We start from the raw sequence: 22,661 nt of genomic DNA on the forward strand, positions 1-22,661 counted from the left end.
GCGTTATAGGGACAGCGCGAAAAGGTTCAAGGGGTATCGGAAACAGGAGCGAATTTGCCGCTTTCCCCCCTTTCCCTCGACACCGTATTCTCTATATCGCGCAACACGGTAAATGAGGAAGCAATTGCGTATTCGTTTCGATCAGGGACCGACCGGGCCGGGAACCAGTTTTGATCGGCCTGTTCAGGTGATCCGCGCAGACACTGCGGAAGACGTGCCCCAGGCTTTGGCGGCGCTGGATGATGCACGCGCGCAAGGTGCATGGCTGGCAGGATATGCCAGTTATGAGCTTGGATATGTGCTGGAGACCCGCCTTGCTGATCGTCTGCCCGAAGGGCGTCGCCTGCCGTTGTTGTGTTTTGGCGTCTACGAACAGCCGGCGAAGCTTGATTTGCCCTCAGGATCATCCGGCGTTACGGAATTTCAGCCCCGATGGGATGAAGCGCGCTATACCAAAGCCTTCCAATCAGTTCACGATGCGATTGGGGCCGGGGATATTTATCAGGCTAACCTGACCTTTCCGATCGATCTGAAACTTGAGGGTGACAGCGCGTCTCTCTATTCGGCGCTCACATCCAGTCAGCGCGTAGGTCACGGTGCGCTGGTTCAGCAGGATGGATTGCCTGACCTCCTCAGCCGGTCGCCGGAGTTATTTTTCAGAACCGACGCCGATGGTCGGATTGAAACCCGCCCGATGAAGGGTACGCAACCGCGCAGCGAGGATTTGGCCGAGGATGCCCGGCGTCGCGCGTTTCTGTCGCAGGATGAAAAGAACCGGGCGGAGAATCTGATGATCGTCGATCTGCTGCGCAACGATATCAGTCGGGTTGCGTTGCCAGGGACGGTTAAAGTGCCTGAGCTGTTCAAGGTCGAGACCTATTCCACCGTGCATCAGATGGTGTCACTGGTTCAGGCGCAACTGCAGGTAGGGGCCGGGTTGTCAGACATTTTGACCGCGCTGTTTCCCTGTGGTTCAATCACCGGAGCTCCCAAAATTCGTGCGATGGAGATTCTTTCGGATCTTGAGCCATGGCCGCGTGATATCTATTGCGGCACGATTGGTTGGGCCGCACCAGACGGTAGGTCCGAATTCAACGTCGCTATCCGTACGCTGATGGTTGAAGACGGCGAGGCCACGCTGAATGTGGGTGGCGGCGTTGTGTGGGACAGCACAGCCCCGTCCGAATATGAGGAAGCGCTATGGAAAGCCCGGTTTGCCCACCAACTGAGCCTGATTTCCGCCTGATCGAAACCCTGGCCTTTCGGCCTGAGCAGGGTTTCGTGCGCCTGCAGCGGCATCTAGCGCGTATGGCGCGGTCTGCTGATGCCCTGGGCATTCCATTTGATTCCGACTTGGCGATCCAAGCGTTGAACCCGGTATCCGGAAACGATCCCCTGCGCTGCAGGCTGACCTTGGATAGGGCGGGACAGTACGAAGTCACAACCGGCCCCCTCGCTGAAAACCTATCGGTCTGGCGGCTTGGGATATCGGATATTCGGTTGGACTCTTCCGATCCTTGGCTGCGGTACAAGACAACCCGACGGGCGATTTATGATACGGCCCGGGCGTCTCTGCCTGATGATATGGATGAGTTACTGTTCCTCAACGAGAAGGAGGAGCTTTGTGAAGGCTCGATCACCAATCTCTTTCTGGAAACGCCAGACGGGCGCTGGCTGACACCGCCACTTTCGTCGGGATTGCTGCCCGGTATTCTGCGCGAAGAATTGCTGGAAACAGAAAAGGTTACCGAAGCGACTCTGACCTTGACCGATCTGCATGAGGCGAAGAATGTGCATATGGGTAATTCCTTGAGGGGGCTGATCCGCGTGGAGCTGGCAATAAAGTGAGCGAACAGGGGGAATTGACCAGAGCCGCTGTTCCTGAGATGCGGTTGCGACTGGAATTTGGTGCTTTTTTCATCGCGGCGCCACTGTTGATCGCTGTGCTGTTTCCACCCAACTGGATGTTCCCGGCATTGTTTGCATTCACCGGTCTTGGGATCATTCTGCTGCATAACACTCCGGGATTTTCGTGGGCTGAACTGCGCTATGGATGGCGAAACTGGTCCTGGCGAGAGGTAGTCCTGTTCACGGTGGCAATGGCTGCCGTTTGCACCGTGTTGGTCAAAGCGACCCGCCCTGATGCAGCATTCTTTCTGCTGATCCATAGGCCGGAAATGCTGGCCTTCATTTGGGTTGGCTATCCGTTGCTGTCTGCCCTGCCGCAAGAGCTGCTTTTCAGACCACTGTTCTACCGCCGGTATCACGGGATACTGCCAACGGGGCGCGCAGCCGATGTACTGAACGCAGCGATCTTTTCATTCGCACATCTGATGTACTGGAGCTGGATCGTTGCAGTGATGACGTTTGCTGGCGGGCTTCTGTTCTCGTGGGCCTATCGCAAGCGTGGGTCATTCTTCTACGCGGTTCTGTTGCACGCTATCGCCGGCAACATCATCTTTGCAGCCGGTCTGGGCATTTTCTTTTATTCCGGCAACGTGCAACGGCCATTCTGAGTTGATCAGCTATTCCGCAGCATCACGCATGGGCTGAGGTGACTGATAGAGGTAATCTCTTGTCAGTGGCACCACATCTCGTTTGTGACCAAGCTGCAACTGGAAAACAGTCTGATCGCGTTCCTCGAAAACCAGAATGCAGGCCGTCAGATAGAACCGCCACATCCGGATAAATCGGTCATCATACATCGCACGAACCTGATCCAGATTGTGCTCGAACCGATCGCGCCAGCACCTCAGTGTTTTTGCATAGTGCAATCGAAGGCTCTCGATATCCAGAAACCACATCCCTGTACGTGATACCGGGCCCACCAGCTCGGTTAGCGACGGGACATAGCCGCCCGGGAAGATATATTTGCTCAGCCACGGGGATTGATTGGTGGCCGGACCGTTGCGCCCAATCGAATGGATTAGGGCAACACCTTCCGGATGCAGCAGATCGGAAATCCGGTCGAAATAAGTCTGAAACTGGGGTGCACCCACATGTTCCAGCATGCCGACAGATACGATGCGATCAAACTGATCCTCAACCTCTCGATAGTCCATAAGCCGGATTTGAATTTGCTTCTGCAGGCCTGCCGCCTGAATGCGCTGGTTTGCAGTCCTGTGTTGATTTTCGGACAGTGTGAGGCCGGTGACTTGAACGCCGTGCTTCTGTGCCAGCGTCAAAGCGAGGCCACCCCAACCACAACCAATGTCCAGTACCCTCATCCCCGGCTCAAGGCACAGCTTGCGGGCGATATGGTCCTTCTTGGCCTTCTGCGCTTCCTCGAGCGTCATGTCCGGCGTCTGAAAATACGCACAGCTATACTGCATGTCCGGATCCAGCATCAGACGATAGAAATCATCCGACAGGTCATAATGGTGCGCAACATTGCGTTTTGACAGAGGCACCGAATTGCGCTGGATCAGAGGGCGCATGAGGTATTCGGCGCGCATCTGAATTCGTTGAACGATGGGTAATGGGTTTGCGGCTGCCGAGCGAATCGCAATCCGCATCGCGTTTTCCAAACCGCCTTCGTCTATAGACAGCGAACCATCCATATAGCCTTCACCAAAGGCCATCTCGGGGTTCTTGACCATGCGCGGCAGCAGAGCTGCTTCATGCAGCGAGATTTGTGCCGCGGGTGAAGTCCCGTCTCCATATTCGCGTTCGCTCCCGTCGGGGTATCTGATCCGCAGCGTCCCACGGGTGATGAAGTCGCTCAAAATGCGATCGAAAATAGCTTGCCACATTTGCCAACATCTCCTTTCAAAATGGCCTGGCTCCCGTAAACCGGGAAAAACTATTCAAGTTCACTATGCGGAAAACATACCAAAAAATAAGAATTTGTCTGCCTTTTGCTTAACATCGCATGCGATAGAGCGGCGAACCCTTGACTTCTACGGGCGATCGCGGTGTATCGGCGCGACGAATTTTGCGCCCGAAGGGATATGATCCATGCACGCCTATCGCAGCCACACCTGCGCCGCTCTGACCGCCGCCAATGTTGGTGAAACCGTTCGCCTGTCCGGTTGGGTGCATCGGGTACGAGATCACGGCGGCGTGCTGTTCATCGACCTGCGCGACCATTTTGGCGTGACACAGGTTCTGTGCGACGGCGACAGCGCAGCCTTTGCCGAGCTGGAGAAGGTCCGCTCCGAGTGGTGTATCCGTATCGACGGCACCGTAAAAGCGCGTGACCCGGAACTGGTGAACCCGAAACTTCCGACCGGCGAAGTTGAAGTTTACGTGCGTGAGCTGGAAGTGCTGGGTGCCGCCGACGAACTGCCGCTGATGGTCTTCGGCGATCAGGAATATCCCGAGGAGACGCGCCTGCGCTATCGCTATCTGGACCTGCGCCGTGAAGCGATGCAGCAGAACATGACCCTGCGTTCGGACGTTGTTGCATCCATGCGCAAACGGATGTGGGATCAGGGATTCCGCGAGTATCAGACACCGATCATCACCGCCTCGTCGCCCGAGGGTGCGCGTGACTTCCTGGTGCCCTCGCGTTTGCACCCGGGCAAGTTCTACGCGCTGCCGCAAGCTCCGCAGCAGTTCAAACAGCTGATCATGGTGTCGGGCTTCGACAAGTACTTCCAGATCGCGCCTTGCTTCCGCGACGAAGATCCGCGTGCCGACCGCTCACCCACCGATTTCTATCAGCTCGACCTCGAGATGTCGTTTGTTGAGCAGCAGGACGTGTTCGACACGATCCAGCCGGTTCTGACCGGCGTGTTTGAGGAATTCGGCGGTGGCCGCAAGGTTGATCAGGAATGGCCGCAGATTTCCTACAAGGATGCAGCGCTCTGGTACGGCACCGACAAGCCCGACCTGCGGAACCCAATCAAGATGCAGGTTGTGTCTGAGCATTTCCGTGGTTCTGGCTTTGCGATATTCGCAAAATTGCTAGAGCAGGAAGGCACCGAAATCCGCGCGATCCCAGCACCAACCGGTGGCAGCCGCAAGTTCTGTGACCGTATGAACGCTTTTGCCCAGAAAGAAGGTCTGCCCGGTATGGGCTACATCTTCTGGCGCGATCAGGGCGAAGGGATGGAGGCGGCAGGCCCGCTGGCCAAGAACATTGGCCCCGAGCGGACCGAGGCAATCCGTCAGCAGTTGGGTCTGGGCGTTGGCGATGCGGCGTTCTTCTTGGGCGGCAAGCCGAAAGCCTTTGAAAAGGTCGCTGGTAAGGCACGCGACGTGATTGGTGATGAGCTGAACCTCACCGAAAAAGATCGTTTTGCCTTTGCCTGGATCGTGGACTTTCCGATCTATGAACAGGACGAAGAAACCGGCGCGATTGATTTTGAGCACAACCCGTTCTCGATGCCGCAAGGCGGTATGGAAGCGCTGCAGGGCAATCCGCTGGATGTGCGCGGCTATCAGTACGATCTGGCATGTAACGGGTACGAACTGGTTTCAGGTGCAATCCGGAACCACAAGCCCGAGATTATGCTGAAGGCCTTCGAACTGGCTGGCTATGGCGAAGAAGAGGTCAAAAGCCGCTTTGGTGCCTTGTTCAACGCGTTCCACTACGGGGCACCGCCACACGGTGGCTGTGCTGCAGGTATCGACCGTATCGTGATGCTGCTGGCTGATGAGGCCAACATCCGTGAGGTCATGATGTTCCCGATGAACCAGCGTGCCGAAGACCTGATGATGGATGCACCATCAGACCCGACTTCGGATCAGTTGATGGAACTGGGTCTTCGCATCATCCCACAAGACTGATAGTCAGACCGCCCGCCACGTGCGGGCGGTTCTGTTTTGTGCAGCTCAAATCCTTCTGATCAAGATCGATAGAGCCTTTGCTTTGAGGTTCAATCAAGTGGGTTGTCCACGCTTTGACGGTTGTCGCGAATTGACCGCGCCGTGCTTCTGGTCTGGCGGTAAAGCCACAGGCACAGAACGGTGGCTGTGATGATGTAAGCGATCGTCATATTAGATGGCCTCCCGGTGTTTGAGCCGGTTTTGCACCAAACCTGCTACTCGTGCGGTCTGCGCGGTAACGGGTGCGCCCTGTGACTGTGATGCCGCCAGTTGCTGTGCGGCTTCAGCCAGAACCATATCTTCGGCATCCCGTGCGACCGCCCTGAGGAACTGTGCCACATAGTCCAGCGTGCGATTGTCAGTCGGACCTGTCAGTACGTCAGCGATATGTGCCATGTCGTCCTGGTAAGCCATCGGGTCCGGGTGGATCACCTCGTCGCGTACAGCATGGAGGCCCCCCGGGCGGCGATCTTCGGGGAGAAGTTCCAGAATACTCTTCTGGAAATAAGCAAGCGACGTCAGCGGCTTGGCGAGGAACCCATCCGCACCAGCCTTCATCGCTGCTGCTTCCGTACCGTCATCACCCGACATTCCCAGAATGACGCTGATCCGGGGAGTTGCCTGATCCAGCTCGGCAATCAACTCATCACCGGACCCATCGGGCAGTCCCATGTCAACGACAATGACGGAAGGGCGATAGATCTGAAGGTGACGGCGTGCTGATTTCAGACAATCCGCGCGACGAATTCTCGCCCCGCTGTGCATGCACATCAGCCGCATTGCATCGCAGACATACCGGCTGTCTTCAACGACAAGGATGGTCTGCCCCAGCAACGGCCGGGTAGCGTTGGGAAGGGCGGGAGAGGTGGCGAATGGGCCCGAATCGTCCATGGCAAAACTCCTGTTCAGCAGATGCCTCACGCTAGGAACTTCTGGCTAACACAGGGTTAATGGGCAATTTGGCGCACTTGCCCTTTGTTGGGGCAACCCCCATAACCCCAGCAACGCTGAACAGAGGAGAGTTCCATGATTGGTCGCCTGAACCACGTCGCGATTGCCGTTCCGGATCTTGAAGCGGCTTCCGAGCAGTATCGCAACGCGCTGGGCGCAAAAGTTGGCGCGCCTCAGGACGAGCCCGATCATGGTGTAACCGTGGTGTTTATCGAACTGCCCAACACCAAGATCGAATTGCTGTATCCTTTGGGCGATGACAGCCCGATCAATGGATTTCTGGAAAAGAACCCTGCTGGCGGCATTCACCATGTCTGCTACGAAGTTGAAGATATCATTGCCGCCCGCGATCATCTCAAGGAAACCGGTGCGCGCGTCCTTGGTTCCGGAGAGCCCAAAATCGGTGCGCATGGCAAACCGGTTCTGTTCCTGCATCCCAAGGATTTCAATGGTTGCCTTGTTGAACTGGAGCAGGTGTAACCCCTAAGCCGGAGGGCCGACTATGACGATTACAGCAGCTCTGGTCCTGTTTGCCGTAATCTGGTTCCTGACCTTGTTGATCGTGTTGCCCGTGCGGATCAAAACGCAGGGCGATCTGGGTGAGATTGTTCCGGGTACCCATGCAGGGGCGCCAGAAGTGCATCACCTGAAGAAAAAGATGTGGATCACCACCGGTATCTCGGTAGTGATCTGGGCGATCATTGCAGGGATTATCATCTCGGGCGTGATCTCGGTCCGGGATTTCGACTGGCTGAACCAGATGGGCTGACAGTCAGGGTCTGGTCCCTGACAGCCCATGATAGATATGGGTGAACGTCGCGGCCCCGAGGATCGGGATCAGGAGGTTCACGAGAGGTACGGATAGCGGAATGGCCATCAGTGTTCCGGCCATCCAGATCGTTGCGACATGTTTTGCCCGCAGTTTACGCGCTCCTTCACGGCCCAATCGCCGCATCGCAGCCAATGTGAAATATTCCCGACCCAACAGGAAACCGTTCATGGCCCAGAAGATGAACGGAGCGAAGGGCGTGAAAATCGCATAAAGGATCAGAGCTAGCAGGTTGGCAACGATAAGGACGCCTAGGAAGCTGAGCGTATCCATCAATGCGTCGCCAAAAGGTATGCGTGGGACCGCGGGCAGGGAGGGATAGTGTTTGTCCTCGACCGCTTGTGCAACCTCATCCAGAAACATCGAGGTTATGGCCGAGGCCACCGGCACCATCAAAAAGACCGATAGCACCATCATCAGTAGGAAAGATGAGACACTGAGAAGATCGTTCAACCACGTCACTTCACCCAAAATCGGCAGGGTTACCTGTTCTCCGACAAGCGTGTTGATCAGCCATAGGAACCCTGCATAGCTGACCACTAGAAGGGCAAATGTCAGGCCAACGCCCAGCAGCAGAACTTTGCGAAAACGCGGATCCCCGATCTGTCCGATGGCTTTGAGAAATGACTGGACAACGATCATTCGGAAACCCATTCGGTCAGTACAGGTACGTCCGGGCGTGGACGTTCAGGTGGTGTGGTGCCTTCGGTTGCGATGTGAATCAGGCCAGCGACACGTTCATTTTCAGCGAGACCAAAGGCTTCCTTGCAGAAATCACGGTCATGAGTTTGCCAGCCCGACAGCCAGTTTGCTCCCCATCCAGCAGCCAGAGCTGCATTCAGCAACGCCAAACACACTGCACCGGCGGAATAGGTTTGTTCGATTGCTGGAATCTTGGGGGATTCCTTTTGCACTTCGATGACGGCTACTGCGAGTTGTCCCAGATCGAATTGGTTTCTGGCTTTGGCGATGTCCTCGGGGCTTTTGCCCAATGCCCGCCCATGTTTCTCGGTCAGGTCCGCTAGACGCGGCATCGCGCCTTTTTGCAGAACGATAAAGCGCCAGGGCTCAAGCTTGCCGTGATCCGGGCTGCGAGCAGCGGCTGTCAGCAAAGGTTCCAGTTCTTCCCGTGTTGGGGCAGGTGCGATCAGGGTTTTCGCCGGGCGGGATCGGCGCGACAGCAGAAATTCCAGTGCGGCCGGATTTTTCAAGGACATATGTTAACTTCCTTTACATCAGCAGTGTGTATCTCGGACAGGTGCATGGCCTTTTCAAGGGCAAATGCAAAAAACTGTCCTACATCTCTGATACCTTGCGGCGGCTTGGCGGGAGATCACATTGGCTATGGAGGCACAAAGAACAAAACACAAGTCGATGCAAAGCCTTACCACGCTGTAGACTGCTACAGGTGTTTAGGATGGATCAGGCGGTGTCTGGCAATTGCTATTCACTTTGATCAGGTGGTGTTTCCCGGATCTGATAGACTCCCTCTGGTAAATCGAGGGCAGCGGCCAGATCGCGGACCTGTTCCGGTGACAGTGTGATCTTCTGGACCTGTTCCGTACGGGGGTCTATCTGCTCAAGCGTCACGCATTCGGCAAAACTGTTGATTACGATATCCTCTTGCAAAGGCTTGGGGCCTTCGTCCACCAGAGTAATGATCGTCGAGTCGAATTCATGTTCAATCGAAAACATGATGTCAGAGTGCCGATCCGAATGCAGTAATGCAACCCGTTGTTCGGAACAGAAGGTGTGGTAAGCCCGAAGGTGTCGCGCTAAGGTTTCCTTCCGGCATGATTTTGAAAGGACCCGGAATGCTCCGTTATGTCTTGTTGCTGGTCATGCTGGTTTCTGCCTGCGGCCTTAGCCCGCGCGGGTCTGGCTTCATCACTGCAGAACAGTGGAATCCCTCAACGCCGGAACTGCAGCAGAAAGCGAGCGATTTTCGGCAAGTCAGCCGCGCCGTCAGCGCCGCCGCCACCGATACCTGCCGACGTCAGGCCAACAACCTGAATTGCGAGTTCGGAATTCTTGTCGATCCTGATCCAAATGCCGAGGTCAATGCGTTTCAGACGCTGGATGACAAGAAACGACCCTACATTATTTTTACCCAGACGATGATCGAATCGACGCAAAACGCGGATGAAATGGCATTCGTCATGGGGCACGAAGCAGCCCACCATGTTCTGGATCATATTGCGCGTCAGGCCAAAAACTCTCAGGAAAGCGCGCAGATTTTTGGGAATTTGGCCCGGGATTATGGCGCTGATGACGAGGGTGTTGAACTTGCGCAAAAGCTGGGTGCAGATGTCGGGGTGCAGGTATACATCAAGGGGTTCGAGCTTGAGGCTGACCGGCTGGGTACGGTGATTACACATTCAGCGGGTTATGACCCCTTGGTCGGAATGGAGTACTTCAAGCGTATTCCTGATCCGGGTGACCGCTTTTTGGCCACACACCCCCCCAACGCTCAGCGCGTGCAGGCCGTTCTGGAAACGGCGGCCCAATTGGGACTGACACAATGACAGAACTGACGCGCCTTGGCGTGGTGCTGACCGATCGCGGATCAAAATACGCTGTCACCGGCGCCTCTGCATCCAGCCGGGCGGATGTTGACGCTGTTCTGGCGGAACTCAAATCCTACAAGAGTTACGCTAAGGCTACGCACAACACTTGGGCCGCTGTTTTGCCGACCGGAGCCCTGAAAGCCGATGACGGTGAAAGCGGGGCTGCCATGGTGATCCTGCGGATGATGGAGCGTGCTGAAATGGAGAACCACGTTATCATCGTGACACGCTGGTATGGCGGCAAGAAGCTTGGCGGCGATCGTTTTCGTAGGGTGCAGGATGCCACGCGGTTCTATCTGGATCACCTCGGTATCGGTGCTTGACCTGAATCAAGGGCAAAGATCGGTTTGATTGATACCTTTTCCCAAAGCGCGACAGGGAAAGGAAACCGTATGTCCAGCCGTGAGACTTTGCGACACCATGCCGGCCTCGTGGATCAAATGGCCACAAAGCTGGGTGTGGATCTGGAAACCGCTGCCATCGAAGGGCAGGTATCTGTGGATGAGATTTCAGATGCTGTTCTGAAATGCACCAACTGCCCCAATCCGAGCCACTGCGAATCCTTTCTTCAGAAAAGCGCGTCTTCGCAGCAAACTCCGGAATACTGCAGAAATCGGGAGTTGTTGCAGAATCTCATCCCGTAAGGCGGTTGTTCGATGATGCATCTGGGTCAAATTATGACGCATGTTCGCCTGATCCTCAGAATGGGGCAGGCCACGGGAACTGATCTTGTAGCAGCCCATAAGGTCGGTCGACTGAGCCAGGAAGGCTGGGCCGAGATGATTCAATCCTGCAGGGGGTGTGAATGGGCTTGCGCTTGTCCTGAATGGTTGGATCAGAATGAAAATGCGCCGCATGCCCCCGAAAACTGCCCAAACCGAAAGCGATTCGCCGCACTTAAGGCAAATCAGCGGCGGATGAACTGATGGCTCGAACTTCGCTTGGCGACATCGAAAAACACTTTTGGCTGACCCGATCCGTCGCCAGGTGCATGGGTGTTTCCCTTACCGAAGCGATGGTTGAAGGGCGGCTTACTGCCAACGATTATGCCGAGATGGTGACGCGCTGTCGTGCCGCAGAATGCAGCGAAAATTGCGCGATCTGGTTATCGATTCAGCAGTCTCAGGCGATCGCCGCACCAGAATTTTGCGCCAATGCCAAAACCCTCAACGAGCTGAGATAGACACCTTCATAACTGTTGATGAGATCCGTCACACAGAGGGGGCTTGGAAGTCTGTTTGCACCCACAAAAAAAGACCTTTTTGCTCGATTCTGCTGTGTATTTAACCGGCTCGATTCCGGTTCCTTTATGTGATCCGTCACAGAAGGGCTGACGTTTGGATCTGCCGCATGCGCACCAGAAATAACTCTTGCCCTCGGTTACCTCGACGGGAAAGGGGGATTTCTGTGCGATGATGGGTGCATCTGACATCTGGCTACTCCGATTTGGCTTATGTCGATGACACAGCTTAGCCTGATCGGGCAAAAAGGGTAGCGGCAGGCCCGATCAATGCACCTGCAGGTTGCCGGGCAAGCGTGGTTTCGCTTCTAATCACGAAGCCGTTATCGATTCGGTTGCCAGATTGGTGACAAGCCCGTATTCTGACGACGGCCCCGAAAAACTGGGCAATATCAGAAAAGTAATAGAGGATTGATGGACATGAAACTCAAATTCGCTGCTCTCTGCGCAACCGCAGTTGTTCTGGCCGCGTGCTCGCAGCAGGAAGAACCGACCCCGATCTACGTACAGCCTAGCTATGACAAGCAAGGCAACGCAAGCTGCTCGGCAGGTTACCAGCTGGCCACGACCGAAGCAGGTCAGACCGTATGTAACCCGGTCACACAATAAGCATTCCGCAGGCGGTCCTATTGGGGGCCGCCTGCACATTCGATCAAAGTTCGAGCCGCCGTTTGGCGGTTTTTCTTTTCTGGCCATAACGTGTAAATGCTGGTTTTGTTCAATAACTGAACCAAGCGCCCGGAAGGCCAAATGCTGAACTTCTTTCAACGACTGCGTGACAGAACACGCTGGAGCTGGCAGGGCGTGATCACGACCTGGCGCGAGGAATACTCGTTCCGTGTCTGGGGATGGCTCAATGTGTTCTCGGCTGCATTGGCGTTTTGGCTGCCGTTGACTGCGGGCGAACGTGCCATGATTCTCGCGTTGGGAATCCTGGTTCTGGCGGCTGAGTTGTTCAACACAGCTGTCGAACGTGCGGTCGATCACACCTCAACCGAACATCACACTTTGGCAGGGCAGGCAAAAGATGCAGCCAGCGCAGCCGTGGCGCTAACTGCAGTAGCAGCTGGGGTTGCCTGGCTGGTTGTGTTGTTCAGCTTGATTTAGCCAGCGCTCCACAATTCTTAGTTCTGAAACCGCAGCCCGAACCGGTGTTTTCGATGTTTGAACACATACCGCTTTGGCGCTGGATAGTAGTAGCCTTTGTATTTGTGACGTTTGACCCCATGATGTGGTCGGACTTTATAGGTTGAGCCATAGCTAACATGTGGTCTGGTTGAGTAGTGCCGGATAGTCGGAGCGTAATAGTATCTGCGAACATGATGCTGACTTCGCTGGTGAATACTCAGCTTGACTGATCCAACCGTAATGAAGCCGGAAACACTACTGTCATAGCTCTGCGCGGAAACCGGGCCTGAGAGCAGATGTACTGCGACGATGACAGCAGCGCATCGTGGGATAGGTCGAAACACGCGAAACATGAGAACCTCCGTTTGGGACAGGGTTTCATGTCTATGATCGGTCAAAGGCGCGCTGTTTGCCAATAAACTTGGGTCACGCTTTGCCTATCGCACTTCATCAGCGGTACTGTGGGTTTGTCTGATCAGAATGTCAGACAGTTCAGCCCCACAGATCATATTCACCGGCCTCATCCACTTCGACCGTCACGATATCGCCCGGCTTCAAGGCCTCGAAGCCTTCATCAATGAACAGGTTGCCGTCAATCTCGGGAGCGTCGGATTTGGTCCGGCAGGTTGCCGCGTCGCCATCGACCTCGTCCACGATGACTTCGATCCTTTGTCCGACTTTTGCGGCCAGCTTGGCTTCTGAGATCGCCTGAGCCTTTTCCATAAAACGTTCCCACCGGTCTTGTTTGACTTCGGCGGGGACATGATCCGGCAGATCATTCGATCTTGCACCGTCCACGTTTTCGTACTGAAAACACCCGACGCGATCCAGTTGTGCCTCGTCCAACCAGTCCAGCAGTGTTTGGAACTCTGCCTCGGTTTCACCAGGATACCCCACGATGAAGGTCGACCGCAGGGTGATGTCCGGGCAGGTTGCGCGCCAGGCTGCAATCTCATCCAGGGTTTTGGCTGCTGCTGCGGGGCGAGCCATGCGTTTCAAGACGTCGGGGTGGGCATGCTGGAAGGGAATGTCCAGATATGGCAGCACGTTACACCCCGCATCAGCCATGAGCGGGATCAGTTCGCGCACATGCGGATAGGGGTATACGTAGTGAAGCCGGACCCAGGCGTCCAACTTTCCAAGCTCGCGGGCCAGATCGGTTATGTGGGTACGCACCTCACCGTCTTTCCACGGGTTCACATCATACTTGCGATCCAGCCCATAGGCTGAGGTGTCTTGCGAGATGACCAATAGCTCGCGTACCCCATTATCGACCAGTTTTTCCGCCTCACGCAGAACTGCATGTGCTGGCCGGCTGGCGAGTTTGCCGCGCATGTCCGGGATGATGCAGAACTTGCATTTGTGGTTACAGCCCTCGGAAATCTTCAGATAGCTGTAATGACGCGGGGTGAGCTGTACGCTGCTGGCGGGCAACAGATCCACAAACGGATCCGGGTCCGGCGGCACGGCCGAGTGAACAGCATCCAGAACCTGTTCGTACTGGTGCGGGCCGGTGACGGCCATGATGCGCGGGTGATGTTCGCGAATGTAATCCGGTTCGGCCCCCAGACAGCCGGTCACGATGACCTTTCCATTTTCCACCAGTGCCTCGCCGATCGCATCCAGCGATTCCGCCTTGGCACTATCGAGAAACCCGCATGTGTTCACGATCACGGCATCCGCGCCTGAATAGTCGGGTGATATGCCGTATCCTTCGGCACGAAGGCGGGTCAGAATGCGTTCACTGTCGACCAGTGCTTTGGGACAGCCCAATGAGACCATGCCGATGGTAGGCTGGTTCGAACGTGGCGTCTCGGTGATCCGGGCGGCAGGGGCCAGGTCGGGGCGGAGGTTTGGCGGGTTCGTGGTCATGGCGCGGCATATAGTGGGGAACGCTTCCCCTTGCAAATGTTGCGCGCACAGGGCTGACTTGTCATCGAGCAGACAAGCCGAAAAGGCAGAGGGCAAAACATGAAATGGTTGGTGCGAATCCTATTCATACTGGTTGCAGCATTCGGGCTGGTCATAGGCGCGTTGTTGTTGATGCCGGGGGATAAACTCGGCGCCATACTGGCCGAACAGGTGCGTGCGCAGACCGGACGTGAACTGACCCTTTCCGGCGACGTGCGCTTGTCCTTCTGGCCTGTTCTGGGAATGGAAACAGGTCCGGTCACCTTTGGAAACGCATCATGGGCTGGTCCACAACCAATGCTGAGCGCCAATAGTCTGGCTGTGGGCGTGGACGCATCAGCGTTGTTGGCAGGCGATCTGCGAATCAAACGCGTGTTGGCAGAGGACCCCGTGTTGCGGCTTGAGTTGTCCGAAGGGCGCGGGAACTGGGAACTCACTGTGGCGCAGTCGGGTGCGACCGTACCGGCGAATGAGGTAGGTACACCCTCCGCAGCGGAGCCGGGTGCAATTACCCTTGATCGTCTGGAACTGACCAACGCAAGGCTGATCTATGTCGAGAATGGCGAGATTAAGATGGATTTCGCCAATGTTGATCTGGCGGCCAGATGGCCTGAAATCGACGCCCCTATGGAGATGCAGGCAAGCATGTCAGTACCCGGCGGGAGCGCTGAAGTAGACCTTACGATCCCGGATTTGCCCGCATTCGCATCCGGCGTGGTAACGCCGCTTGAGCTGACTATGACAGCTCCGGGAGGAGATATCGGTTTCTCGGGCCGAGTGAACATTGCCGGTGAAATGGATGGCAAGACCCGGATCAAGACATCCAGCACCGAACAGATGTTGGCGGCGTTTGGTCAGGGCGGAGTTTCGGTCCCATACGGGCTGGGGCAGGTTGCGAATGTCTCGAGCCAAATGACCTATACCAAAGATGGTCGCATCTCATTGCGCGGGATGAGCGCCGTTCTGGATAACAATCGGTTCGATGGAGAGGCCGACATTGTCATTTCTGATCCCCCGCATCTGACAGCGCGACTGAATGGCGGGGATCTTGATCTCTCACAGATTGCCGGAACCGAAGCGACCAGCACCTCAACCGGTGGCGGGAGCAGCGCTGCAGCACCTGTTTCAGAGGGTTGGTCCAATGACCCGATTGATGCGTCTGCTTTGTCGCTGGCAAATGGCAATATCCGGCTGCAAGCCAACTCAATCGCCGTGCCGGGCATGACCTTTGGCGCGAGTGATTTGACCATGAGCCTTGATAGATCACGGGCCGTTCTGAAAATGCATCCGGCTACTTTGTTTTCGGGGCAACTGAATGGTCAGGTCGTTGCGAACAACAGAAACGGATTGTCGGTCGGGGGAGATCTGACAGCGACCGGGATAAACATCCAGCAGGCACTGAGTACTCTGGGTGGCATAGAACGTCTGTCCGGCACCGGATCAGGTTCCCTCAAATTCCTTGGGGTGGGGCAAACGGAAAATCAAATTATGAATTCGCTCAGCGGATCCGGTAGCCTTGATGTTGAAAGCGGCGTCATCTCGGGTATTGATCTCGATCGCCTGATGGGGCGCGGCAACGTGTCAGGAGGGACGACGGTCTTCAACAGCCTGACCGCAAGCTTCACCATGGATGGTGGGAACCTGACCAATGAAGATCTGTTAATGACCCTCAAGAATTACAGGGCAGATGGCAAAGGGCGTGTCGGGCTGGGTGCCCGTGACATTGACTATCTCTTCACACCAGTCGCGTTGAGGGCAAATTCAGGCGAGGGTATCGCAGTACCCGTTCGTATCGTCGGACCATGGAGCGACCCATCGATCCGGCCTGACCTGACCAAAGTGATCGAGGCTGCGGCCGAAGGTAAGGTCAAGGAACTTGAACAGGATGCGAAGGACAAGGTCCTGAAGAAGGTCGGGGATGAACTGGATACCACAATCACCGACAGCGATCAGATCGAGGATGCGCTCAAAAGCAAACTCGAAGAAGAGGCCAAGAAAGGTCTTCTGAAATTGTTCGGTGGCGACTGAGCTATGTTTCGAGCCAAACGAAAACGGGGCACCTAAGGTGCCCCGTATTGTTTCAGTGATCAGATTGTCTGGTCGTAGTCACCGACATTGGGCTCGGTGCGAATGACGGCGTCAATATCCGCAAAAATAGCGCGCATTTCGTCTTCGCTTTCGCTGCTTTCACAGACGACAACCAGATTGGGGGTGTTCGACGACGCGCGCACCAGACCCCAGCTGCCATTGTCCAGAATGACCCGAGCACCGTTTACGGTCACGACCTCCTTGATCGGACGTCCGGCAAATGTCTCGCCTGCATCCGCCTTGGCGACCAGCTTGTCGACCAACCGTTTGAGGATGTCATACTTTTCGGTATCGGCTGCATAGGGCGACATGGTCGGGGTCGACCATGTTTTAGGCAGGGCCTTGCGCAGGTCAGACATGCTCTGATCCGGGTTGCGGTCCATCAGTTTGCAGATCTCGACGGCTACGCGCATTCCGCAGTCATAGCCTCGCCCGATAGGTTCGGCCAAAAAGTAGTGTCCTGACTTTTCAAACCCGGCCAGCGCGCCGATTTCCTTGACGCGACGCTTCATATGGCTGTGACCGGTCTTCCAGTAGTCAGCTTTGACGCCATGCGCCTGCAGCTCGGGGTCGCTGGCGAACAGGCCGGTGGATTTGACGTCCGCCACAAAGGTCGAGCCGGGATGCAGCTTGGCCAGATCGCGGGCCATGATTACGCCGACTTTATCGGCGAAAATCTCTTCGCCTTCATCATCAACGACGCCGCAACGATCGCCATCCCCGTCGAAGCCAAGCGCCAGATCGGCGCCGCTGGCTTTGAGGGTGTCGGCCATGTCATGCAGCATTTCCATGGCTTCCGGGTTCGGGTTGTAGTTGGGGAAAGTGTAGTCCAGCTCGTTGTGGCTGGGTACGATTTCGACGCCGATCCGCTCAAATAACTCGGGGGCAAAGGCCGAAGCTGTGCCGTTCCCGGTGGCGCAAACCACCTTGAGCGGACGTGACATTTTGAAATCGCCCACCAGATCGTTGATATAAGCCTCTTTCACGCCATCAACGAATTCGTAAGAGCCACCTTCACGGGCGACGCCTTCACCGTTCAGCACGATATCGCGCAGCTCGGACATCTCGTCAGGGCCATGGGTCAAAGGCCTGTCAAAGCCCATCTTAACGCCGGTCCAGCCGTTGGGGTTATGGCTGGCAGTGACCATTGCCACCGCAGGCACGTCCAGATGGAACTGTGCAAAATAGGCCATCGGGCTGACAGCCGGGCCGATGTCCTTGACCTGAATACCGGCCTGCATCAGCCCAAGGATCAGCGCATTCTTGATGGCCAGAGAATAGTCACGATAGTCGTTGCCAACCGCGATTACCGGCTCGATGCCGCGCTTATGCATCTGCGTACCCAGTCCCAGACCAAGGGCAGTCATGCCGGGCAGGTTGATCTCCTCAGGGTATTTCCAGCGGGCGTCATATTCGCGAAATCCGGTGGGAGTGATCATAGGGTCGCGCAGAAAATTCCAGGTGTTCGGAGTCACCTCGGGGATTGGCTTGGTCATCAAATATCTCGATCGTTAAATTTGAATTGGGTTGGCTTTGGCCAGCGCATCAAAGCGCATCAACGTGTCAACGAGCTTGGGCATCTGATCCAGGTAGATCATGTTTGGCCCATCACAGGGTGCATTGTCGGGATCCTGATGGGTCTCCATGAATACTGCTGCTGCACCCACCGCAACTGCGGCACGGGCCATAACGGGTGCAAATTCTCGCTGCCCGCCTGATGATCCGCCGCGGCCGCCAGGCTGCTGCACCGAATGCGTTGCATCCATGACGACTGGGTAGCCAGTCTGCGCCATGATCGGCAACGACCGCATGTCCGCGACCAGAGTGTTATAGCCAAACGAAGCCCCACGCTCGGTCAGGAGGAGATTATGGTTGCCGGTGCTTTCGATCTTGGTGACGATGTTCTGCATTTCCCAAGGGGCAAGAAACTGACCCTTTTTGACGTTGATCACGGCGCCAGTGTTCCCTGCGGCCAGCAACATGTCTGTCTGGCGACAAAGGAAGGCCGGGATCTGCAGCACATCCACGGCCTCGGCAGCGATCGCGCATTGCGCTTCGGAATGAACGTCGGTCAGAACCGGTATGCCCATGGTTTTGCGGATATCGTCCAGAACCTTGAGTCCTGCATCAATACCCATTCCGCGCTTGCCGGATAGCGAGGTCCGGTTGGCTTTGTCATACGAAGCCTTGAAGACATATTGTGCACCAGCGGCTTCGCAGGCTTCTTTCATTGTGCCCGCGATCATCTGAGCGTGGTCCGCGGTCTCAAGCTGGCAGGGACCGGCGATGATGGTAAGCGGAAGGTCGTTGCCAACTGTCAGATCGGCGATTTTTACATGTTTCATGAGTCTTACGAGGATACCTGTTCACGAAGGACTGACGCTGTAAGCGAAATCAACAGGTAGATACCAGCAAACAACAGGAAAGCCAAAATCGTATTTTCAAACTTGCGTGGATAGGTGGGTTCCTGACTGGCCACCGGGTTTACGGACACCGTAAGATACCGAACCTTTCGGTTAGCCTCGGTGCGTGTTGTTTCCATCTGCTGCAAAGCGGTTTGGAGCATCATATCCCGTGCCGCCAGATCGGCTTGAGCCATCTGAATGCGAACGCTCAATCGGGCAAGCGAATTTTCGCCTGCAGACGCGTCCAGCATTTCGGCATTCAGTTCGGCAAGAACGGCTTCCAGTCGTTCGATGTCTGCCCTGACGCCGTCAACCTTGGCTTTGTTTGGTCGAAGATTGTCCAGAAGCGCTGCAAGTTGCAGTTCTTTGTCCTGTAACTGAACTTCGATTTCGTTGATGCGCCCGCGCATGCCTGCAAGGACATTTTCCGGATCAAGCACGGCGCCCTGCATTTGCAACTCAATCAGGTTCTCTTGTGCTTTTCGGCGTTCCTCTTGCGCAGTTTCGAAGCCCCTCAAGGCGTCCCGCATCTGATCTTCGCGCTTCAATTCGGTCAGCCCATTAATTCTCTCTTCGGCATAAGAAATCAGCAGGTTAGACAGATTAACCGAGGTTTCAGAATCTGGTGCGGCAACTTCCATCCGAATGATACCATCGGTTGGGTCATACCCGATCGTGATCATTTTTTTGTATAGCTTATAGGCCTCTTCAAGGCTCGCATCGGGGGACAGGCGCTGAATTGGATCAATCCAATCCTGTTGGAAAATCTCGGTAAACCCGACATCTTTGTCGAGCCTTTGCAGCGCATCTTTGGATTCAAGGAACTCCTGGGTCGCAACGGAATCCTGTGCTGTGGCGAATTGCGTTCCCGACAGCAAGCCTCCGATCGCTCCACCACCATCTGCCTGCAGAATGGAAAATGCGGAATCGCTTGCGTACATGGGCGTTGCCACGCGGTAGAAATAATATCCAACGACTATCGTGGGCAGCAAAACAAAAACAGCCAAACGCGCGAATAGCCCAATGAGTTTGCGTCGACGACGTTTGGCGACGTCTTTCTGGATTTGCCCGATCTCATATTCACGACGTTGGGCGGGGCTCAACTCTGGCCCTGGTAAGTTTTCCTGTGCCCTTTTAACCGTTTGGGGCAGTTGGATATTAATAGTGTCTTTAGGGTCAGTTTCTCTATTTGCTTCAGAACCCGATGAGGCCGCAAGTTCCAGCAGATTGGTGCGCTGGAACGGATCAATGCCTTTCTGACGCAGTAACCGAACTGCATCGTAATCGGATGTGGCCGCCAACCCATTTTTTTGCGCCAGTCGACGAGCTACTCGTAACTGGCGGCCAGTCAACCCTTCGCGTTTGATGGCATCCAATTCAATGCCCGGCTGACTTTCGCCGGTGGCGGTGGGGGGTTGGGTTGCCCGCCGGATTCGGGAAATCGCTTCCGAGCGTGCTTCAGCGGTTCCTTCCCCTTGCGGCGCGTCGCCTGAATTGAATTTTTTAGCCTTGGGTTTGGTAGTCATATAGCTGCTTTGCCTCTTCCAAGGTTTCAAACATGTAGAGCTGCCCATCGACAAGCACAGCCGCTTGTCGTGCGAATTTTTCAAGTATCTTGGGGCTGTGCGAAACGATCACCAGGGTCGTGGTTCGTAAACGCTCCTGCAGGATTTCACCGGCCTTCTTGTTGAACTCCACGTCCGTGGTAGAGGGCATTCCTTCATCGATAAGGTACATATCGAAGTCCAGCGCCAACATCAGCGAAAATGTGAACCGCGCGCGCATGCCAGCCGAATAAGTGGCCAGCGGCTGGTTGAAATATTCACCCAAGCCACACAGCCAACGGCAGTAGGCTTCGACATAGTCCGGATCCATACCGTAGATTTTGGCGATGTATCGCGCGTTTTCCAGAGCGGACATGCGTTTGGAAACGCCACCGGTGAACCCCATCGGAAACGAGACCCGGCATTCGCGGCGTATAACGCCTTCATCGGGTTGCTCAAGCCCGGCCATCATGTTGATAAGAGTAGTCTTTCCTGTCCCGTTCGGCGCCAGAACCCCGAGGGATTTGCCCAGCTCGACCCGGAAAGAGACATTGTCCAGGATCACCTTTCGGCGCGTCCCGGTCCAGAAGGATTTGCTGACGTTCTCAAATTCAAGCATTCACGACCTGCTGATCGTTCCTTTGATGTCTGTCATTCGTCGGATCGTATCACCAGCGTTTCTGCTACCGATCCATGTTGGCCACATTATGTCGAAATATGAAACAAATGATCAATGCGTTCCGGTCGTTGTTCAGGATTGTGTGACCTGTGGCTCCACCACTGGATCGAAATCGCAGGACCATTATCTTCATGACAAGCAATGAACAAGCTGGATTGAGGAAACCTTATCATCCTATGAATTTGCTGGCCGATCAGATCCGGTCCTGCCGTCTATGCGCAGATACATTTGCGCAAACCTATACGGCGCATGAACCGCGCCCCGTGGTCTGGTTTCAATCGGGATCACGAATATTGATCGCAGGCCAGGCTCCCGGTGCGCGCGTCCACGAATCCGGTCGTCCGTTTACCGATCCGTCGGGTGATCGATTGCGTGAATGGCTCGGCCTGGATGAGGACGTGTTTTATGACAGGACGCAGATTTCCATTGTGCCGATGGCTTTCTGTTTTCCCGGCTATAACGACCGCAAGGCCGACTTGCCGCCGCCCCCGATCTGTGGCCACACGTGGCATGACAAGGTGATGGAGGAGTTGGGTGAAGTGCCTCTGACTGTGTTGGTTGGCGGCCATGCACATAAGTATCACCTGGGCGCCCGAACACCTGTCACGGAGACTGTTCGAAACTGGCGAGACCATGCGCCGCGTGTCTTTGCCTTGCCTCACCCGTCGTGGCGCAATACGGCATGGTTGAAGAAGAACCCGTGGTTCGAAGCTGAACTGTTGCCGGTTTTGCGTGCGCGGGTACAAGAGGTGCTGAATGACTGACACAACGGCCCTGGATGCTGCCCATGCCGAGATGGAGGCAAACCCACAGGACGATGCAGCGCGGCTGCGGTTTTTCGAACGGCTGGCTGATTGCGAACTGTTCCTGATGTTGACCGAAGAGGCACGGGACGAAAACATATTACCCGAACTGTTTGAGGTGGCAGACGGCCGCTTTGTACTGGCATTTGATCGTGAAGAACGATTGGCTGGTTTCGCGGGCCGACCGGCACCTTATGTTGCACTGTCTGGCCGGGTACTGGCAGCGATGTTGTCCGGGCAGGGGATCGGACTGGGTCTGAACCTGGATACGGCCCCTTCATCCATGTTGATTCCAGCTGAGGCTTTGGGCTGGCTTGCCAGCACCCTTCAGCATGGGCCGGAAGAAGTACAACAGAGACTGGCGGAGTTTCTGCCTCCTTCCGGATTGCCGGACAGGATGCTCACGGCATTGGACACCAAATTGGCGACCGCTGCGGGGCTTGCCAGTGCTGCGTTTCTGGTGGGCACAAAAAACGACCTTGGCGGGCAGGGGCATTTGCTTGGGTTCGTCGGCGCCTCGGATGGGGCCGAGGCCGCGCTCGCCAAAGCCGTATCGGAGGCGCTTACCTTTTCTGGCATTGAAGCCGGTGCATTGGATGTTGGTTTCTTCAATGCAGACGAGCCAACGGCCGCAGCGCTGGCCAATGTCGGATTGCGTTTTGAGTTGCCTCAGCCAGAAGTCCGGCAAATCTCAAGGCCCATTCCGGGAAGTGATCCGGAAAAGCCGCCAATCCTAAAATAGAG

General features: G+C 55.7%; 28 protein-coding genes. 16 read left to right on the forward strand and 12 right to left on the reverse strand.

Annotation, left to right across the window (positions count from 1 at the left end; genetic code table 11):
- The first annotated feature begins 112 nt into the window (after positions 1 to 112).
- The 3 genes from GOX61_RS04090 to GOX61_RS04100 are packed head-to-tail and all read left to right on the forward strand — an operon-like array spanning position 113 to position 2,516.
- The gene (locus GOX61_RS04090) at positions 113 to 1,246 is read left to right on the forward strand and encodes an aminodeoxychorismate synthase component I (protein WP_170331461.1); all 1,134 of its coding nucleotides are present in this window, start codon (positions 113 to 115) and stop codon (positions 1,244 to 1,246) included.
- A complete protein-coding gene (locus GOX61_RS04095; protein ID WP_170331463.1) occupies positions 1,201 to 1,848 on the forward strand; it encodes an aminotransferase class IV family protein in 648 nt (215 codons plus the stop codon). The genes GOX61_RS04090 and GOX61_RS04095 overlap by 46 nt, the downstream gene beginning before the upstream one ends.
- On the forward strand, positions 1,845 to 2,516 hold the full coding sequence (locus GOX61_RS04100) for a CPBP family intramembrane glutamic endopeptidase (protein WP_367646932.1): 672 nt from the start codon (positions 1,845 to 1,847) through the stop codon (positions 2,514 to 2,516). The genes GOX61_RS04095 and GOX61_RS04100 overlap by 4 nt, the downstream gene beginning before the upstream one ends.
- Positions 2,517 to 2,525: 9 nt before the next feature.
- Here the strand turns inward: GOX61_RS04100 and GOX61_RS04105 are convergent, their stop codons facing one another.
- A complete protein-coding gene (locus GOX61_RS04105) occupies positions 2,526 to 3,752 on the reverse strand; it encodes an SAM-dependent methyltransferase (RefSeq protein ID WP_170331464.1) in 1,227 nt (408 codons plus the stop codon).
- Between the two features lie 205 nt (positions 3,753 to 3,957).
- On the opposite strand from GOX61_RS04105, the gene aspS reads away from it, so the two are divergent.
- A complete protein-coding gene (gene aspS, locus GOX61_RS04110) occupies positions 3,958 to 5,733 on the forward strand; it encodes an aspartate--tRNA ligase (protein ID WP_170331472.1) in 1,776 nt (591 codons plus the stop codon).
- Positions 5,734 to 5,943: 210 nt separating this feature from the next.
- Here aspS and GOX61_RS04115 read toward each other — a convergent pair whose 3' ends face one another.
- Positions 5,944 to 6,663 carry a response regulator gene (locus tag GOX61_RS04115; RefSeq protein WP_170331474.1) on the reverse strand — a complete coding sequence of 240 codons (720 nt, stop codon included), beginning with the start codon at positions 6,661 to 6,663 and terminating at the stop codon, positions 5,944 to 5,946.
- A gap of 135 nt (positions 6,664 to 6,798) precedes the next feature.
- On the opposite strand from GOX61_RS04115, the gene mce reads away from it, so the two are divergent.
- Positions 6,799 to 7,203 (forward strand): methylmalonyl-CoA epimerase, encoded by a 405-nt coding sequence (mce, locus tag GOX61_RS04120; RefSeq protein ID WP_109313240.1) that lies wholly within the window; start codon positions 6,799 to 6,801, stop codon positions 7,201 to 7,203.
- Positions 7,204 to 7,225: 22 nt separating this feature from the next.
- The gene (locus GOX61_RS04125) at positions 7,226 to 7,492 is read left to right on the forward strand and encodes a DUF1467 family protein (RefSeq protein ID WP_155145482.1); all 267 of its coding nucleotides are present in this window, start codon (positions 7,226 to 7,228) and stop codon (positions 7,490 to 7,492) included.
- Positions 7,493 to 7,495: 3 nt separating this feature from the next.
- Here GOX61_RS04125 and GOX61_RS04130 read toward each other — a convergent pair whose 3' ends face one another.
- The 3 genes from GOX61_RS04130 to GOX61_RS04140 form a co-directional block, all read right to left on the reverse strand.
- Positions 7,496 to 8,194, reverse strand: a complete 699-nt coding sequence (locus GOX61_RS04130) for an EI24 domain-containing protein (protein ID WP_170331476.1) — start codon at positions 8,192 to 8,194, stop codon at positions 7,496 to 7,498.
- Complete coding sequence (locus GOX61_RS04135) at positions 8,191 to 8,769, reverse strand: nitroreductase family protein (RefSeq protein WP_155145478.1); 579 nt, start codon at positions 8,767 to 8,769, stop codon at positions 8,191 to 8,193. Before GOX61_RS04135 ends, GOX61_RS04130 begins: the two co-directional genes overlap by 4 nt.
- 226 nt (positions 8,770 to 8,995) lie before the next feature.
- A complete protein-coding gene (locus GOX61_RS04140; protein ID WP_155145476.1) occupies positions 8,996 to 9,247 on the reverse strand; it encodes a hypothetical protein in 252 nt (83 codons plus the stop codon).
- 119 nt (positions 9,248 to 9,366) lie between these two features.
- Here GOX61_RS04140 and GOX61_RS04145 point away from each other — a divergent pair, with 119 nt between their 5' ends.
- The 5 genes from GOX61_RS04145 (at position 9,367) to GOX61_RS04165 (ending at position 11,302) form a co-directional block, all read left to right on the forward strand.
- A complete protein-coding gene (locus GOX61_RS04145; RefSeq protein ID WP_170331477.1) occupies positions 9,367 to 10,077 on the forward strand; it encodes a M48 family metallopeptidase in 711 nt (236 codons plus the stop codon).
- Complete coding sequence (locus GOX61_RS04150) at positions 10,074 to 10,442, forward strand: YigZ family protein (RefSeq protein WP_170331479.1); 369 nt, start codon at positions 10,074 to 10,076, stop codon at positions 10,440 to 10,442. The genes GOX61_RS04145 and GOX61_RS04150 overlap by 4 nt, the downstream gene beginning before the upstream one ends.
- A gap of 69 nt (positions 10,443 to 10,511) precedes the next feature.
- Positions 10,512 to 10,763: a DUF6455 family protein gene (locus GOX61_RS04155; RefSeq protein ID WP_155145470.1), complete on the forward strand. Its 252-nt coding sequence runs from the start codon at positions 10,512 to 10,514 to the stop codon at positions 10,761 to 10,763.
- A gap of 15 nt (positions 10,764 to 10,778) precedes the next feature.
- Positions 10,779 to 11,045 carry a DUF6455 family protein gene (locus GOX61_RS04160; protein WP_254436740.1) on the forward strand — a complete coding sequence of 89 codons (267 nt, stop codon included), beginning with the start codon at positions 10,779 to 10,781 and terminating at the stop codon, positions 11,043 to 11,045.
- Positions 11,045 to 11,302, forward strand: coding sequence for a DUF6455 family protein (locus tag GOX61_RS04165; protein WP_170331483.1), 258 nt, complete (start codon positions 11,045 to 11,047; stop codon positions 11,300 to 11,302). The genes GOX61_RS04160 and GOX61_RS04165 overlap by 1 nt, the downstream gene beginning before the upstream one ends.
- 6 nt (positions 11,303 to 11,308) lie before the next feature.
- On the opposite strand, the gene GOX61_RS04170 is transcribed toward GOX61_RS04165, so the two are convergent.
- A complete protein-coding gene (locus tag GOX61_RS04170) occupies positions 11,309 to 11,551 on the reverse strand; it encodes a CDGSH iron-sulfur domain-containing protein (protein WP_155145466.1) in 243 nt (80 codons plus the stop codon).
- Between the two features lie 228 nt (positions 11,552 to 11,779).
- Between GOX61_RS04170 and GOX61_RS04175 the strand changes: the two genes are divergently transcribed.
- Positions 11,780 to 11,968, forward strand: coding sequence for a hypothetical protein (locus tag GOX61_RS04175; protein ID WP_209016144.1), 189 nt, complete (start codon positions 11,780 to 11,782; stop codon positions 11,966 to 11,968).
- A 141-nt stretch (positions 11,969 to 12,109) separates the two neighbouring features.
- Positions 12,110 to 12,466: a diacylglycerol kinase gene (locus tag GOX61_RS04180; protein ID WP_170331486.1), complete on the forward strand. Its 357-nt coding sequence runs from the start codon at positions 12,110 to 12,112 to the stop codon at positions 12,464 to 12,466.
- 17 nt (positions 12,467 to 12,483) lie between these two features.
- Here GOX61_RS04180 and GOX61_RS04185 read toward each other — a convergent pair whose 3' ends face one another.
- A complete protein-coding gene (locus GOX61_RS04185) occupies positions 12,484 to 12,840 on the reverse strand; it encodes a hypothetical protein (protein WP_170331488.1) in 357 nt (118 codons plus the stop codon).
- 139 nt (positions 12,841 to 12,979) lie between these two features.
- Positions 12,980 to 14,359 (reverse strand): 30S ribosomal protein S12 methylthiotransferase RimO, encoded by a 1,380-nt coding sequence (rimO, locus tag GOX61_RS04190; protein ID WP_170331490.1) that lies wholly within the window; start codon positions 14,357 to 14,359, stop codon positions 12,980 to 12,982.
- Between the two features lie 99 nt (positions 14,360 to 14,458).
- Here rimO and GOX61_RS04195 point away from each other — a divergent pair, with 99 nt between their 5' ends.
- Positions 14,459 to 16,426 carry an AsmA family protein gene (locus tag GOX61_RS04195; RefSeq protein WP_170331492.1) on the forward strand — a complete coding sequence of 656 codons (1,968 nt, stop codon included), beginning with the start codon at positions 14,459 to 14,461 and terminating at the stop codon, positions 16,424 to 16,426.
- A 59-nt stretch (positions 16,427 to 16,485) separates the two neighbouring features.
- Here the strand turns inward: GOX61_RS04195 and GOX61_RS04200 are convergent, their stop codons facing one another.
- Genes GOX61_RS04200 through GOX61_RS04215 form a run of 4 tightly spaced genes read right to left on the reverse strand, consistent with a single transcriptional unit; the run spans position 16,486 to position 21,054 of the window.
- Complete coding sequence (locus GOX61_RS04200) at positions 16,486 to 17,982, reverse strand: phosphomannomutase/phosphoglucomutase (protein ID WP_170331494.1); 1,497 nt, start codon at positions 17,980 to 17,982, stop codon at positions 16,486 to 16,488.
- A gap of 15 nt (positions 17,983 to 17,997) precedes the next feature.
- Entirely contained in the window at positions 17,998 to 18,831 is an 834-nt protein-coding gene (gene kdsA, locus GOX61_RS04205) for a 3-deoxy-8-phosphooctulonate synthase (protein ID WP_155145454.1), read from the reverse strand.
- A gap of 5 nt (positions 18,832 to 18,836) precedes the next feature.
- Positions 18,837 to 20,417, reverse strand: coding sequence for a capsule biosynthesis protein (locus tag GOX61_RS04210; RefSeq protein WP_170331495.1), 1,581 nt, complete (start codon positions 20,415 to 20,417; stop codon positions 18,837 to 18,839).
- Positions 20,395 to 21,054 (reverse strand): ABC transporter ATP-binding protein, encoded by a 660-nt coding sequence (locus GOX61_RS04215; protein WP_155145450.1) that lies wholly within the window; start codon positions 21,052 to 21,054, stop codon positions 20,395 to 20,397. Before GOX61_RS04215 ends, GOX61_RS04210 begins: the two co-directional genes overlap by 23 nt.
- Before the next feature lie 236 nt (positions 21,055 to 21,290).
- Here GOX61_RS04215 and GOX61_RS04220 point away from each other — a divergent pair, with 236 nt between their 5' ends.
- Both GOX61_RS04220 and GOX61_RS04225 read left to right on the forward strand, forming a co-directional pair.
- Positions 21,291 to 21,878 carry a uracil-DNA glycosylase family protein gene (locus GOX61_RS04220; protein ID WP_170331497.1) on the forward strand — a complete coding sequence of 196 codons (588 nt, stop codon included), beginning with the start codon at positions 21,291 to 21,293 and terminating at the stop codon, positions 21,876 to 21,878.
- Entirely contained in the window at positions 21,871 to 22,659 is a 789-nt protein-coding gene (locus GOX61_RS04225; RefSeq protein WP_170331499.1) for an SseB family protein, read from the forward strand. Before GOX61_RS04220 ends, GOX61_RS04225 begins: the two co-directional genes overlap by 8 nt.
- The last annotated feature ends 2 nt before the right edge of the window (positions 22,660 to 22,661 follow it).

Origin of the sequence: Ruegeria arenilitoris, assembly GCF_013030265.1 — a bacterium.
Classification (GTDB): Bacteria; Pseudomonadota; Alphaproteobacteria; order Rhodobacterales; family Rhodobacteraceae; genus Ruegeria; species Ruegeria arenilitoris_E.

What these genes read in the sequence shown, in the direction of transcription:
- GOX61_RS04090 (WP_170331461.1), top strand. Translation starts at nt 113, where the DNA reads ATGAGGAAGCAATTGCGTATTCGTTTCGATCAGGGACCGACCGGGCCG.
- GOX61_RS04095 (WP_170331463.1), top strand. Translation starts at nt 1,201, where the DNA reads ATGGAAAGCCCGGTTTGCCCACCAACTGAGCCTGATTTCCGCCTGATC.
- GOX61_RS04105 (WP_170331464.1), bottom strand. Translation starts at nt 3,752, where the DNA reads ATGTGGCAAGCTATTTTCGATCGCATTTTGAGCGACTTCATCACCCGT.
- aspS (WP_170331472.1), top strand. Translation starts at nt 3,958, where the DNA reads ATGCACGCCTATCGCAGCCACACCTGCGCCGCTCTGACCGCCGCCAAT.
- GOX61_RS04115 (WP_170331474.1), bottom strand. Translation starts at nt 6,663, where the DNA reads ATGGACGATTCGGGCCCATTCGCCACCTCTCCCGCCCTTCCCAACGCT.
- mce (WP_109313240.1), top strand. Translation starts at nt 6,799, where the DNA reads ATGATTGGTCGCCTGAACCACGTCGCGATTGCCGTTCCGGATCTTGAA.
- GOX61_RS04125 (WP_155145482.1), top strand. Translation starts at nt 7,226, where the DNA reads ATGACGATTACAGCAGCTCTGGTCCTGTTTGCCGTAATCTGGTTCCTG.
- GOX61_RS04130 (WP_170331476.1), bottom strand. Translation starts at nt 8,194, where the DNA reads ATGATCGTTGTCCAGTCATTTCTCAAAGCCATCGGACAGATCGGGGAT.
- GOX61_RS04135 (WP_155145478.1), bottom strand. Translation starts at nt 8,769, where the DNA reads ATGTCCTTGAAAAATCCGGCCGCACTGGAATTTCTGCTGTCGCGCCGA.
- GOX61_RS04140 (WP_155145476.1), bottom strand. Translation starts at nt 9,247, where the DNA reads ATGTTTTCGATTGAACATGAATTCGACTCGACGATCATTACTCTGGTG.
- GOX61_RS04145 (WP_170331477.1), top strand. Translation starts at nt 9,367, where the DNA reads ATGCTCCGTTATGTCTTGTTGCTGGTCATGCTGGTTTCTGCCTGCGGC.
- GOX61_RS04150 (WP_170331479.1), top strand. Translation starts at nt 10,074, where the DNA reads ATGACAGAACTGACGCGCCTTGGCGTGGTGCTGACCGATCGCGGATCA.
- GOX61_RS04155 (WP_155145470.1), top strand. Translation starts at nt 10,512, where the DNA reads ATGTCCAGCCGTGAGACTTTGCGACACCATGCCGGCCTCGTGGATCAA.
- GOX61_RS04160 (WP_254436740.1), top strand. Translation starts at nt 10,779, where the DNA reads ATGCATCTGGGTCAAATTATGACGCATGTTCGCCTGATCCTCAGAATG.
- GOX61_RS04165 (WP_170331483.1), top strand. Translation starts at nt 11,045, where the DNA reads ATGGCTCGAACTTCGCTTGGCGACATCGAAAAACACTTTTGGCTGACC.
- GOX61_RS04170 (WP_155145466.1), bottom strand. Translation starts at nt 11,551, where the DNA reads ATGTCAGATGCACCCATCATCGCACAGAAATCCCCCTTTCCCGTCGAG.
- GOX61_RS04175 (WP_209016144.1), top strand. Translation starts at nt 11,780, where the DNA reads ATGAAACTCAAATTCGCTGCTCTCTGCGCAACCGCAGTTGTTCTGGCC.
- GOX61_RS04180 (WP_170331486.1), top strand. Translation starts at nt 12,110, where the DNA reads ATGCTGAACTTCTTTCAACGACTGCGTGACAGAACACGCTGGAGCTGG.
- GOX61_RS04185 (WP_170331488.1), bottom strand. Translation starts at nt 12,840, where the DNA reads ATGTTTCGCGTGTTTCGACCTATCCCACGATGCGCTGCTGTCATCGTC.
- rimO (WP_170331490.1), bottom strand. Translation starts at nt 14,359, where the DNA reads ATGACCACGAACCCGCCAAACCTCCGCCCCGACCTGGCCCCTGCCGCC.
- GOX61_RS04195 (WP_170331492.1), top strand. Translation starts at nt 14,459, where the DNA reads ATGAAATGGTTGGTGCGAATCCTATTCATACTGGTTGCAGCATTCGGG.
- GOX61_RS04200 (WP_170331494.1), bottom strand. Translation starts at nt 17,982, where the DNA reads ATGACCAAGCCAATCCCCGAGGTGACTCCGAACACCTGGAATTTTCTG.
- kdsA (WP_155145454.1), bottom strand. Translation starts at nt 18,831, where the DNA reads ATGAAACATGTAAAAATCGCCGATCTGACAGTTGGCAACGACCTTCCG.
- GOX61_RS04210 (WP_170331495.1), bottom strand. Translation starts at nt 20,417, where the DNA reads ATGACTACCAAACCCAAGGCTAAAAAATTCAATTCAGGCGACGCGCCG.
- GOX61_RS04215 (WP_155145450.1), bottom strand. Translation starts at nt 21,054, where the DNA reads ATGCTTGAATTTGAGAACGTCAGCAAATCCTTCTGGACCGGGACGCGC.
- GOX61_RS04220 (WP_170331497.1), top strand. Translation starts at nt 21,291, where the DNA reads ATGAATTTGCTGGCCGATCAGATCCGGTCCTGCCGTCTATGCGCAGAT.
- GOX61_RS04225 (WP_170331499.1), top strand. Translation starts at nt 21,871, where the DNA reads ATGACTGACACAACGGCCCTGGATGCTGCCCATGCCGAGATGGAGGCA.